Source organism: Cognatundibacterium crateris (assembly GCF_010078235.1).
GTDB lineage: Bacteria > Pseudomonadota > Gammaproteobacteria > Burkholderiales > Burkholderiaceae_D > Undibacterium > Undibacterium crateris.
In genome coordinates this window covers 221,946-234,299 of record NZ_JAABOS010000002.1, presented here as the reverse complement: position 1 = coordinate 234,299, position 12,354 = coordinate 221,946, and the positions used below count along the sequence as shown (strand labels likewise).

The following is a 12,354-nucleotide window of genomic DNA, read 5'->3' as shown; positions in this document are numbered from 1 at the left end:
AGCGAAGTTCCGGCCAATAACAGCTATAACCAGCAGTAACTGGCAACGCACACCGCTTGGTACAGACTGCGCGTATTCTTGCTGCAAGCATCGCCCGCACTGCATCTTCCCTAAGTTATCAGTCCTTTCAGGAAATAATTCACGAAAAAAACGCACAAAGCACAGTAAAAATTCTGTAAGTAAAGATACCAGTAGACAAGAATTATTAGACTGATATTTACAAATATTACAATATTTGCAAATATAAACAATATTCATTCATAGACACATTTCCTTCAGGAAAACGTGTTAGTGTTTTTCGAGATTTTTTTGTAGATAGGCGTGTTATGGAGACTTTTTCGCTTCCCGATATTGCGATACGAAATGCCCGTATTGTGACTGCGACCCAGGCCATGACGGGCAGTCTTTCAGTCAGTCAGGGTAAGTTTGCCGACATCCATGCTGGCAATGCGGGCCTGATTGGGGAAGACTGGCAGGGTGACTATGTATTGCCGGGCTTGATAGAGCTACATACCGACAATATGGAAAAGCATCTGATGCCGCGCCCCAAGGTCAACTGGCCGGTCTTGCCTGCCATTATTGCGCATGATGCGCAGATCGTCGCAGCCGGTATCACCACCGTACTGGACGCGATTTCGGTTGGGGATATCGAGCCGGACAGCCTGCGTACCCAGACCTTACACAGTTGCGTTCAGGGTCTGAGCAAGGCGGCGCAGGCCGGAGTGTTGCGTGCAGACCACTTGCTGCACCTGAGGCTGGAACTGGCAGAACCGGATCTGCTGCAATTGTTCACACCTTTCCTGGATGATGCACGCTTGCGGCTGGTGTCGCTGATGGATCATACGCCGGGTCAGCGTCAGTGGACGGACCTCGATCATTACCGCACTCATGTGACTGGCAAACGTGGCTGGAGCCATGAAAAAGTCGATCAGATGCTGACGCTGTCACTGCAGCGGCAACAGCGTCATGTGGCGGCAAACCGGCAACAGATCGTGCAGTTATGCCGCCAGTCGGCATCCCGCATTCCGCTCGCTTCACACGATGATACGACGCTCGCGCACGTGCTGGAAGGTGTAGCCGATGGCGTCACGATATCCGAATTTCCGACTTCGCTGGAAGCCGCGCAGGCAGCACACGCACATGGTTTGGCGATCGTGATGGGCGGCCCAAATTGCGTGCGTGGCGGCTCGCACTCCGGCAATGTGTCGGCCATGGAGCTGGCCAGACTGGGCTTACTCGATATTTTTTCTTCCGATTATGTACCCGCCAGCTTACTGCAGGCGGCGTTCTGTTTACAAAATGCCGATTACAGCCTGCCTGCGGCGATCGCCACAGTGAGCCGCAATCCGGCCCAGAAACTGGGGCTCACAGATCGCGGAGAAATTGCACCTGGCTTGCGTGCCGACTTCCTGCGGGTACGCCTGATTGATGGCATGCCAGTCGTGCTCGGCGTCTGGAAACAGGGACGGCAGTTGTTTTGAGTTTCAGCAGTTTTAGCCGTTTTAGCGGTCCAGCCTACATCAAACCCAAGGAAATATGCGGCTGTCGGGGCAAAAATGCCCTGAACGCCTTATTTATCGCTGTTCTTCACTACCGTGACCGTGCAATTCGCTTCTGCCACTACCTGGGCCGATACGCTGCCCAGATAGCGGCGCAAAGCTGAACTGCCGCGTGAGCCTATGATGATGTGGTCGACATCATTGTTATGCGCATAGTCGATGATGGCAGTCGCCGGATCGGGCGCTTCCAGCACATGGAAAGTGATTTTGTCGGCTGCCATTTGCAAAGGCCGCGCCCAGTGTTTTAGATCAACCAGTTGTTTGACATGGATATTCTGACCTTGCTGGATCAGGCTTTCATCCATGCCTATGCGGCTGGTCTTGCGTATGGTCAGACAGGCTAGCCGTGCACCGGGTTCGGTTTGCAGCATGCGGCGTGTGATCTGGCGCAGCTGTTCAGCCAGCGCCTCTGAGCCATGGGTCAGATCGAGTGCGGCCACGATGATGGGGGCCTTGGCTAATTGTTCCGACACCGTGTGCTGCAACAGCGGTTCCGAACCGGCCACCTTTAAGCGCCGTTTAAACATCGCCAGATAGCCATCCTGTTGTTGCTTGCCAGCGCGCGCGGTCAGGGTCAGCTGATCGGGATTCTGTAGCAGAAAACCGAGCTGCGCGGCAGTATCAAAGCGGTCCTGAGGATTGACTTCCAGACAGCGCAAGATGATTTCCTGCAGCCAGGCCGGCAGGTCGGGGCGATGCTGACGCGGCGGAATAGGATCGCGGTATAGCCGTTTCTTCAGTCCAGCCACCGAGGTCGGATGACCATAAGGACGTTCGCCGGTCGCCAGGTGATACAGCAGTACGCCTAGCGAAAACAGGTCACTGCGTGGTTCATTGCGTACCCCCAGTACTTGCTCGGGCGAGATATACGGGCCGGTTCCCATCGGCAGGCGGAATTCTTCATCGAGCAGGTCAGGCAGGCGGTCGTGACGCGATAAACCAAAATCGATCAGCACCGCCAGGCCGTTGCGGAACATGATGTTGCTGGGCTTGATATCGAGATGGATCACATGCTGGCGATGCAAATCATGCAGCGCATAGGCAATCCGTATGCCAGTGCTGACCACCTCTTCTATCGGTAACGGCGCCTGTTCAAAGCGACTGCGCAGCGATTCGCCGGCGATCTGCTCCATCACGATATAGGGCTGGGCATCAAAGTCACCTGAGCCGAAATAGCGCGGCACATGCGGCCCTTTGAGTTTGGGCATAATCATCTGCTCAACTTCAAAGGCCACAATTGCGGTTGGATCATCGCTGGAATACAGCAGCGGCACCTTCATGATCAGCGGTGGCACAGCCTGTTCCAGCCCGGGTTTGCCAAGATGGCGTGCGCGCAGATCGGTGATACGCCATAACGCTGCCATGCCGCCGGTATGGAGTTTTTCTTCCAGCCGGTAGCCGTCGAATTCCATTCCTGCCTGCAGGCTGCGTGCGTTCATGCCTAATTTCCTGTCAGTAAACGGTTCGCCAGTGTCGCCGGTAAGCCAGCTGCCAGCACTTTTTGCGCCGCGCTGTCGTGGTCATACGGCACGCGGAAAAAAGTCAGCTCCTGGGTTTCGGTATCAAAGCTGGCATAGCAAGCGGCCGGATTGCCATCACGTGGCTGCCCGACCGAGCCAGGGATGGCCAGCCAGCGACGCTGGCGCGACAGCGGTATGCTGTTTTCCGGCGTCGGCAGAAATTCGCCAGTCTTGCCGGTCATGGTCATGTGATACAGGGTAGGCGCATGCACATGACCGCAGAAGGTGATCTGGGCTTTGCACGCATGCATACTGCGCATCGCTTCCATCACACCATCGATGTATTCCCATTTATCGGGTGCCCAGGCATTTGCATGCACCAGCAACACCTCGTCCAGCTCCACCCGGTAAGGCAGGGCGCGCAGGAAATCCAGCTGCGTCTGGCTGAGCTGGGAGCGGGTCCATTCGACTACCTGACGCGCGACCGGATTCATGCCTTGCCGCTCTTCCTGAAACAGCCCCGCATCGTGGTTGCCCATGACCACCTGCGCCCCGCGTTCTGTATACTCCATCACGGTTTGCACCACCCAGCCCGGGTCTGCGCCATAGCCGACCAGATCACCTAAAAACGCATATTGGGATACGCCTTGTTGTTGCGCATGCGCGAGGCAGGCTTCCAGCGCTTCGCGGTTGGCATGGAGATCGGTCATTAAGGCAAGCAGCATGGTGATCCGTCAAAAAAGTGATAAAAACCAGAGTCTGCCAGCCTGCTTACTACGCGTTCTGCAGACAGAAACAGCTTCTTCTTAGGACTGACGCAAAATTGTCCCGGCAAGGCTTGGCGACGCAGGCAGTACGCATAGTACGACAAGGAGCCATAACGCAGCTGGGGCGGTTTTGCGTAAGTCCTACCTTAGACTTAGTGTAGCGGCACAGCCTAACACCAGACTTACACGGCGGCTGGTCAGGCGGCGCTGTATTGCTGATAACCGCGTGCACGTAATTCACAGGCAGGACAAGTGCCGCAGCCATAACCCCAGTCATGCAGCGCGCCGCGTTCGCCCAGGTAGCAGGTATGGGTATCCTGCCGTATCAGATCCACCAGAGGCTGACCGCCAAGCTGCGCAGCCAGCGACCAGGTTTGGGCTTTATTAATCCACATCAGCGGTGTTTCCAGTTTCAGGCGGGTCGCCATGCCCAGATTCAGCGCGACCTGCAGTGCTTTCATGGTGTCGTCGCGGCAGTCGGGATAGCCGGAAAAATCAGTCTCGCACATGCCGCCGACCAGCACATTCAAACCACGGCGGTAAGCCAGCGTCGCTGCCACCATCATGAACATCAGATTACGGCCGGGTACGAAAGTATTCGGTAAGCCGTTTTCCTGCATCTCGATCGCGATATCTTCTGTCATCGCGGTATGGGACAGCTGAGAAATCAGGGACAGATCTATCATATGGTCTTCACCCAGCCGCTCGCGCCATTCGGGCTGGATATCACGAATGCGTGACAATAACTGTGGTCTGACCGTGAGTTCTATCGCATGACGCTGGCCGTAATCAAAGCCTATGGTCTCCACCCGCGCATAGCGCTCCAGCGCCCAGGCCAGACAGGTGGTCGAATCCTGACCGCCACTGAATAAAACCAGTGCGGTATCGGACGTCATAGCAGAAGTAAGTAAATTGTTCATGTCGTAAAGTAAAAAACTGAGGGTTTTATGTAATATGCCGGAATGTTCTTCCCAGTATCTTCCCTCAATGTTATGGTGAGCGTTGAGTCCAATGTTAACGCAAGCCCATGAGTTTTCATAAAAAATTTCTTTCTTCCTCCATCTTATCTGTCATTGATCAGGGCCTGCTCAGCGCACTGAATTTTCTGATTGGCGCTTTATTAATCCGTTTAGTAGCCAAAGAAGACTACGGCTTATATGGACAGCTGTATGCGGGTGGTTTGCTGGCAGGTTTGCTGGTGGACTCCTGGATTGCCGGGCCGTTGACCACAGTGACCAGTGTGGTCAGTGAAAATACCCGTCGCCATTTGCTGCGTACTTTCTGGATGCGCCAGATTATCTGGACTTTGGTGATGGCGGTGATCGCCTTTGTGGTAGTCGAATTTATTCCTGCAGCCACCCATTATGGTGAAAAAAGCTGGGGGCTGGGTGCAGCATTTGGCCTGTATGTGATCGGCAATGGCTTGCGCGAATACGGCCGCACTGTCGGCTTTATCCAGTCTGCGATTCCCCAGGTGCTGCGTCAGGATGTGGTGTATGTCTTGCTGGTGCTGAGCGGTCTGACCGGCTTGTTGCACTTTGAATGCCTGGCGCTGCTGCCCTTGTTTCTGGTGCTATCCGCTGCTTCCCTGCTGGCCGCCTTATACGGACGCGGCGCACTGATGCAGTTGACAGCGACCCAGGTAGCGATCGAAGCCCATGACCAGGAAACCCTGCAGGCGCATCAGGAAACCATACGCAGTCATGGGCGCTGGGCGGTCGCCGGTGCGCTGGTGGGATGGCTGTCCAATTACAGTTATGTTTATTTGTCAGGCGCGATGCTGGGGGCGGCAGCGATTGCAGATCTGAATGCCTCGCGTCTGTTGCTGATGCCGATACCGCTGGCAGTAGCAGCCTGGACCCGGGTAGCGCGGCCAGAGGCCGGGCGTCTGATGCAGGAGCATAACTGGGCAGGCTTGCGTAAGCTGACTTTGATGTCAGTGATCGGTATAGAGGTGGTGGTATTCAGTTTTGTCACTGTACTCTTGCTGGCCTTGCCCTGGCTGCACACACATTTCATTGATAAAGATAAATACGCCGGACTGGATTTGCTGATCATGTTATGGGGCGCTTACTTTGCAGTAAATGCGGTACGCACTATCGGCACTTCGTGGCTCATGAGTGGCGGCGCATTCCGCTCTATGTTTAAGCTGGGCATGGTGACGCTGGTGCTGGTGATCGCGATCACGACGCTGACCATGCCTTTTTGGGCCAGCGCGGGTGCAATTGTGGCCTTAATTTGCGTCGAGGTGTTTGAGACAGTGGTGGTCTGGCGCTTTATTCTGCCTTCGTTGCGGAGGCAGGCAGAAAACGCACTTGCAAATGGCTGACCAGCAGATCGCTCACATACTGCTGCGTCCATAGCGGGGTGAACGTGTGGTCAGCGCCTTTGAATATCGTCAGGCGTATCCTTTCACTGTCACCCAGCAACACGCCATGCCGCCCCAGATTCTCCGTCATCAGATCGACGCTGGCGTCACCTGCATCCATGATCAGCATGACTTCTACGCCGCGCGCATCCAGCTGACGGAACTGGCGGGCCACCTTGCCTAAGAAATGGTGGTCCTTGATCAGTTTTCCTATCAGCGCCTGAGAAATGGTGCGCAGACGTTTTCCTACCCGTTCACTGAGCTTGCGTATGATCTGGCGTAGCCGGATATCGCCCTTGAACAGGCGTTTCCAGGTGTGCAGATTACGCACTGCCTTGACATAGAAATGGGTGGATTTAATCGATTCCTGTTTGCGCGCAGTAATGGTGTCACCGGCATGCCATTCGAACACCAGCTGATTCATCAGCACTACACCGCGCACCCGCTGATCCTCAAGCGCACTCAGGTAGGCGAAGTAAGCACCAGAGCATAAACCTGCGACGACAAAACCTTCACAATACACGCTGTTTTCCATGAAATACATGGCATTCCGGATATCGTTGACGCCGCCATCGGCATAGACATCGTTTTCTGTGTCTTGCGGCGTAGCCTTGCTATAACCGATCCCGGCTTTATCAAAACGTAATACCGGAAAGCCAGCCTGCGCCAGGACGCGGGCAAAACGCACGTACAGCCTGTGGGTGCCGACCCGGTGATTGGCACCTATATTACACAGTATGACTGCAGGTAAATGCGGAACGATGGGATGCACGGGTTGACTCAGTACACCAGTGTAACCATCGAACTGCACCAGTTTTTCCTGAATCTGTGTCGTCCCCACGTGCAGGATTTTGCTGGTTTCCCGGCTGCTGCTGACAGGTATTTCCTTGTCGCTGATGGGAAATGCGGGACTGAGCCAGGCCAGAATTTCGCTCCAGATTTCATCGGGTACCACGCTCTCATACGCATCGCCAGGCATCATCGCAGCATAACCGGGTGTACTGCTGAGCGTGATATTGGTGCCTGCTTCCTGCCATTGTGTATTCAGCTTGCCTTCCTGACCGCTCACATCATCACGGGCGATCAGCAGCACCGGACAGGCTGGCGCTGCCATGTTCAGCATATCGAGCTTTGCGAGGCTGGTGCGCATCTCTGCATCGAATATATAGCCAGTCAGCTCATCCTCACCCACCTGGCGTGCGCTGTCAGTTTCTTCGACTTGCGTGGTAGCGCCCATGGTACGTAACACCCGCAATTCACGGCTGTAGGCGCGGCCTGAGATCACCGGTGCCAGTCCGATGAGCGCACTCGCATCACATTCCTGCAGCACGCTGGCGGCCAGCAAGGCGCCCAGTCGTAAGCCGAACAAAGCAATCTGATTCACCTGCGCTATCTCGCGCAGCGTCTGACAGGCGCTACGGATATCGGCCTGCCACTGTTCTATCCGGTTACCCGCCTGATCGCCTGCATCGCCAGTATTGCGGTAATCGAAAAACAGTACATCGAAGCCCGCGCGTGCCAGCCGTTCTGCCAGATGTTTATATGAACGGTAAGCCACCATGTATTCATGCCCAAACGGTGCGCATAGCACCACGCCGCATTGGCGACTGCCAGCTGCTTCACGCAGATGGGCGGGATGGTACCAGCCCATCAGCGGTGCTTCCGGTTCACCGAACCAGAATGCCTCAGGCCTGAACAGAATCTGCTGGCTCGGAAATTGTTGCGAATTCAAACCTGGTCCCCGGGGTAGCTATGATGAGATGAATTGAATGCTTCAGCCGGCGGACGTATGCGCACAGCAAACAGCAGATTGATGGCGTTGACTTGCACTTTGACCTGCTCAGCAGAACCAGGCAGACGCAGTCTGACCGTGTACACAAGGCCCGGGCTTAAATGGAAGTAATTATCCAGTGCCTCGGCACCGCTGACTTGTAGCTGTACACCATGCAGGAAGCGGCGGCAGCTCAAATGCAGGCGCAGCATGCCATTGCCTTCCGGCTGCCAGCTGGCATCCAGTCCGGCATCGCTTTCCATGCCGGCTAAGCGCGCCGCCGGAAAGTGATGATCATGGCTGCAGGCCGTGCTTTCACCATCCCGTGTCAGATGGACGCTGGCCAGATGATGACCGGGCGGGCCGAAACGGTAGGCATAGCTGGTATCCATGAAATGCGGCAGCAAGGCATCGGCACGTAACATGATGCTGCTGTGCGGCGCCACCTGAACCGGCACGCTGATGTCCGCGATGTTGGTGTCGGCATGACGTGTCAACCGCAGACTCAGGCTACCATGCAGGCTGCTGGCCGCATCATTTCTGACGTGGATCGCCAGACCGTTCAGGCCTTCATCAGTGAAGAACACCAGTTGCGCTGCCATCGCACGTTTGACAAAGTAATAGGCTGCTTTAGGCTGACCCGATGCATCGACCAGTCCCCAGCCAGCACCGGCCCACAGATCGCGCCAGAACCAGATCAGCGCGCCATGACAAGCGGAACCGTGACGGCGCCATTCATGTAAGGCCTGTGCCATGACTTCACCGCTAGTCAGGCGTGACAGTGCGATGTAGCGTTCACGTTCGGCATAGCGCAGACGTGCCGGGTCTGATCCATATAATTGCTGCAGATAGTGATCGCGCACATCTTCAAAATCCCAGCCTGTGCCATGGTCACGTGGCACGGCTTTTTTCCAGGACGGATGCAGACCCGGGAAGTCGCCCTGTCCAGACATACTGTCGAGCAGACTGTCTTCCGGCATATTGGAAAAACCCAGGCATTCGGAAGTGAAGCGTACACCGCTACGACGCGCATCGTCGAGCGGGCGCAAATAGGCGCCGACGCCAAAATAATGCGCCACGCCGCTGTCGACCTGAAACGGCATCACGCCGCCGCTGGGGCTGGATGGCCAGTAAATACAGTCAGGCCGCAGCTCCTGACAAATTTGCGGCAAGCTCTCGCTAAAAAATGGATTGCTCCAGTTTTCACGCGGCTGACCCAGCATGGCGGCTTGTTGTTCGATTTCACTGTTGCCGCATAAGACGGCGATACAGGCAGAAGTTTGGGTGCGGCTTAAAAAAGATTTTGCTTCCTGACAGACTTGCAAACCGAAAGCGAGGTCGGCCACCGGGTAATCCATATTGGCAAACATGAAGTCTTGCCAGACCAGGATGCCGAGTTCATCGCACAGCCGGTAAAAGTGCGCGTTTTCATACACCATGGTACCGACTACGCGCAGCATATTCATACCGGCGTCACGTGCCAGTGTCAGCATCTGACGCTGCTTTTCTTCGCTGGCATTCAAAGACAGCACATCGGCTGGTGTCCAGCAGGCGCCGCGACAGAAAACCGCTACATCATTCACATGCAGTGAGAAATTGCCATCGCGGGTATCGACATGAATGTGGCGGAAACCCAGCTCACCGAGTGCAATCAGGCTTTGCCCGCGCGCCGTGGTCAGTGCCAGGCAGGCGGTGTACAACTGCGGTCTGCCATGGGTATGTGGCCACCATAACTGCGGTGAGGGGAACAGTAATTCGCCTTGTATCGCAGTGCCGCAGTCGCTCGTCTGGTGTAAATCCAGTTGCTGGGTATAGCTGCCCACATGCAGACTGACCTGCAGCAGCGGTTCTTCGCTGACACAGGTAGCAGAAAAACTGACCACGCCATCCTGAGCCGACAGTCGCGTCTGCAGTTGTACTTCACGCAGGCTTACAGGTGCCGCATATTCTATCCAGATATCACGGTAGGGACCGACCGGTGGCACCGGTGGCGACCAGCCCGGCATGCGGCCCAGCAGACTGGTGCGTAACCAGCGCAATTGCTGATGCTCGACCAGGCGGGTTTTCCAGCGTGGTCGCGGGCGTTTTTTTGCCAGTTCGGTATTTAGTGCGCAGCAGCGTATGGCCAGCGTACCCTGACCATGTACATCCAGTTCCTGCAAATTCAGCGTATAGCGCAGGAACATATTATCGGTACGCTGCAGCAGCCTGTCATTCCAGAAAATTTCTGTATGCGTGGCTAAACCATCGAAATGCAGGAACCGCGCCTCAGGCGACAAATCCAGCTGACAGCGGAACCAGACATCCTTATCATCCAGCTGCAAATCCTGAAACTGAAATTCCCCCGCCTGTGCCAGTGCAGAAATGACAGTACAAGGCGGCTGTACCGGATAGCCATTCAGAAATTCCTGTTCCGCTTCGCTGGCCAGTGCATAGCGCCCGGCATGGACGATTGCCATTTGCCACGCTGCCTGCAGCGCTTGCAGGCTAGGCACAGCGGAGGCTGAAGTGTAATGCCCGTTCATGTGGAAGCTAAGTGATCCAGACTATGTTGTAAGGCACGCATACCCTGATCCCAGTGTTCTGCCATCTGGCTGACCAGTGGCGCTAAATCAACTGCGCGCTTGCCCATGACGGCCCTGGCAGTTTTCAGCAGCAGGGTTTTGCAGTTTTCGGATATCGCCTGAAACTCATGTGCTGCCGTACTGAAATCGGCACCGGTACTGGCTTGCAGCCAGTGCAGATGTTGGCTGCCGAGGCTGAAGCCGGCACCCAGCTGGCGCAGGGTGGCAAATGCATACGCGTGATAAGCCGCCATCCCTTGTTCTTTAAGTGCTTCCACATCCTGTACGAAAACCGGCAGAAATGCAGAAACCGGGTTGCCGTGTGGACGGCGCGCCAGATGTTTGCGCAGCAGCTGCAATGCGATCGCGGCAAGCTCAGGCTCGGTTTTGATTTGTACCCGGTCCAGGCGCACGAATTCAGCAAACAAAGGCATGAACGTCGGATCATAGGGCTTGCCTATGCGGAAGGTCTCAATGAAATCCTCTCCCTGCAATTCATGGTAGCTGCTATTGTGGAAATAGCCCATGCGTTGCTGCTCCAGGTCGAGTTCCTGTATTGCGATCGTGGTTTTGACGTGATTGCTGCGATAGTCAGTGCCGGCCGTGTCCGGCAGGTAAAACGAATCGGTTTCGGTCAGCACCAGCCGCCCGCGCCTGAGCTGCTCACTTGCGTTGGGCAGCAAGCCGCGCCAGACATTGAGTTCTTGCACATCGATGCCGTATAGCGCAAACAAATCTTCATGCGGCGGCTTGTAAAATGTCCACTGGTCACCGTCGAAATCATTCGCAAATACCATGGACAAACAGGCCAGCGGATTGAGGCCTTGCGCATGCAAAACCTCAACCCAGACATCGATATAGCAATTGGTTTCCGCCCAGTCGCGATCCGGACCGTGCAGACTGTGCTGGCGGTACTCGCTCAGTACGATAGGGGGCAGGGCGTGCAGAGTCATAAGCCTAAAATATCGCGTGTCGCTGCAGGCCAGCCAGCGGTATCCATGCCATGGGTTTTGAATAATGCCATCACGATCCGTTCCAGCCCAAAACCCAGGCAGGCGGTATGCGCCACTTCACCATCGGCCGTCTGAATGTCAAACAATTTGCCGAAGTGATCCTGATGGTAATTGAAGGAGCATACCGCTGTCGGTTTCTCTTGTGAAATGACAGGAATCACGACTTCAAATTTCAATTGCTGTTCACGCTGATTCGCGGCCAGCATGCGGCCACCACGGCCAAAGAAAGGATCAGAAGCGACTTCAGAGTGCGCAGGCAGTCCCAGCGATTGCAGGATATCGAGGCCACGTTGCAACCACAGATCGCGCCATGCTACTACCATGTCCGGCGTACCTACACGCACAAACTCGCGCACACGGAAGGATTGCATACGGGTTGGCTCTGGCGAAGGTTCATTGCGGAATACCCAGTTTTGCATATCCACCAGACGACCACCTTCGGGCAGGGTACCGGTGAAACTCGGATATACCGGATAGCAGGCAGCTGGAGTCAGACAGACGCCAGTCATGGTTTGCAAATGGGTCCAGGGACGCCCTTCATGCACGTTTTCTATCAGTTCCTTGTGCTGGGCTTCATTGCCGGTAAAGCTGAATATGGTGCCTGCCAATTGCGGGAAAGAGTCCAGATATTCGCTGCGTTCCAGCACTTTGCGGTCCAGGCAGGGCGGGAAAGACATGCGGGTGGCCTGATCGGCTGCCGCGACGCGCGAGACATAATCATCAAAGCGGCGCAGTACTTCTTCAAACACCGGTCCGCGGCCAAATATGCCTTGTACGCCGACAGGAATAATATGACCGGCTGCGATCAGGTCATTGCTCAGTATTTCAGGAGAAAAATCGATAGACATGGCG

General features: G+C 55.5%; 9 protein-coding genes. 2 read left to right on the top strand and 7 right to left on the bottom strand.

The window, feature by feature from the left end; translation table 11 throughout:
- The first annotated feature begins 326 nt into the window (after positions 1-326).
- Positions 327-1,481, top strand: a complete 1,155-nt coding sequence (locus tag EYB48_RS04250) for an alpha-D-ribose 1-methylphosphonate 5-triphosphate diphosphatase (protein ID WP_162019069.1) — start codon at positions 327-329, stop codon at positions 1,479-1,481.
- A gap of 89 nt (positions 1,482-1,570) precedes the next feature.
- On the opposite strand, the gene EYB48_RS04245 is transcribed toward EYB48_RS04250, so the two are convergent.
- From EYB48_RS04245 to queC, 3 genes are all read right to left on the bottom strand, one after another.
- Positions 1,571-2,998 carry a bifunctional serine/threonine-protein kinase/universal stress protein gene (locus EYB48_RS04245; RefSeq protein WP_162019068.1) on the bottom strand — a complete coding sequence of 476 codons (1,428 nt, stop codon included), beginning with the start codon at positions 2,996-2,998 and terminating at the stop codon, positions 1,571-1,573.
- A gap of 2 nt (positions 2,999-3,000) precedes the next feature.
- Positions 3,001-3,744, bottom strand: a complete 744-nt coding sequence (locus tag EYB48_RS04240; RefSeq protein ID WP_162019067.1) for a metallophosphoesterase family protein — start codon at positions 3,742-3,744, stop codon at positions 3,001-3,003.
- Between the two features lie 239 nt (positions 3,745-3,983).
- The gene (queC, locus tag EYB48_RS04235; protein WP_162019066.1) at positions 3,984-4,706 is read right to left on the bottom strand and encodes a 7-cyano-7-deazaguanine synthase QueC; all 723 of its coding nucleotides are present in this window, start codon (positions 4,704-4,706) and stop codon (positions 3,984-3,986) included.
- Between the two features lie 107 nt (positions 4,707-4,813).
- Here queC and EYB48_RS04230 point away from each other — a divergent pair, with 107 nt between their 5' ends.
- A complete protein-coding gene (locus EYB48_RS04230) occupies positions 4,814-6,115 on the top strand; it encodes a lipopolysaccharide biosynthesis protein (RefSeq protein ID WP_162019065.1) in 1,302 nt (433 codons plus the stop codon).
- Here the strand turns inward: EYB48_RS04230 and EYB48_RS04225 are convergent.
- From EYB48_RS04225 to EYB48_RS04210, 4 genes are read right to left on the bottom strand one after another with little or no spacing between them, the layout of a single operon-like run.
- Positions 6,063-7,886, bottom strand: coding sequence for a serine aminopeptidase domain-containing protein (locus tag EYB48_RS04225; RefSeq protein ID WP_162019064.1), 1,824 nt, complete (start codon positions 7,884-7,886; stop codon positions 6,063-6,065). The two genes, EYB48_RS04230 and EYB48_RS04225, sit on opposite strands and share 53 nt — an antisense overlap.
- Positions 7,883-10,450, bottom strand: a complete 2,568-nt coding sequence (locus EYB48_RS04220; protein ID WP_162019063.1) for a glycoside hydrolase family 2 protein — start codon at positions 10,448-10,450, stop codon at positions 7,883-7,885. The genes EYB48_RS04225 and EYB48_RS04220 overlap by 4 nt, the downstream gene beginning before the upstream one ends.
- Positions 10,447-11,442 (bottom strand): DUF1839 family protein, encoded by a 996-nt coding sequence (locus tag EYB48_RS04215; RefSeq protein ID WP_162019062.1) that lies wholly within the window; start codon positions 11,440-11,442, stop codon positions 10,447-10,449. The genes EYB48_RS04220 and EYB48_RS04215 overlap by 4 nt, the downstream gene beginning before the upstream one ends.
- Complete coding sequence (locus tag EYB48_RS04210; protein ID WP_162019061.1) at positions 11,439-12,350, bottom strand: amino acid--[acyl-carrier-protein] ligase; 912 nt, start codon at positions 12,348-12,350, stop codon at positions 11,439-11,441. The genes EYB48_RS04215 and EYB48_RS04210 overlap by 4 nt, the downstream gene beginning before the upstream one ends.
- Positions 12,351-12,354: the final 4 nt, after the last annotated feature.

Excerpts from the sequence above, each read along its gene's own strand:
- EYB48_RS04250 (WP_162019069.1), top strand. The coding sequence starts at position 327 with ATGGAGACTTTTTCGCTTCCCGATATTGCGATACGAAATGCCCGTATT.
- EYB48_RS04245 (WP_162019068.1), bottom strand. The coding sequence starts at position 2,998 with ATGAACGCACGCAGCCTGCAGGCAGGAATGGAATTCGACGGCTACCGG.
- EYB48_RS04240 (WP_162019067.1), bottom strand. The coding sequence starts at position 3,744 with ATGCTGCTTGCCTTAATGACCGATCTCCATGCCAACCGCGAAGCGCTG.
- queC (WP_162019066.1), bottom strand. The coding sequence starts at position 4,706 with ATGAACAATTTACTTACTTCTGCTATGACGTCCGATACCGCACTGGTT.
- EYB48_RS04230 (WP_162019065.1), top strand. The coding sequence starts at position 4,814 with ATGAGTTTTCATAAAAAATTTCTTTCTTCCTCCATCTTATCTGTCATT.
- EYB48_RS04220 (WP_162019063.1), bottom strand. The coding sequence starts at position 10,450 with ATGAACGGGCATTACACTTCAGCCTCCGCTGTGCCTAGCCTGCAAGCG.
- EYB48_RS04215 (WP_162019062.1), bottom strand. The coding sequence starts at position 11,442 with ATGACTCTGCACGCCCTGCCCCCTATCGTACTGAGCGAGTACCGCCAG.
- EYB48_RS04210 (WP_162019061.1), bottom strand. The coding sequence starts at position 12,350 with ATGTCTATCGATTTTTCTCCTGAAATACTGAGCAATGACCTGATCGCA.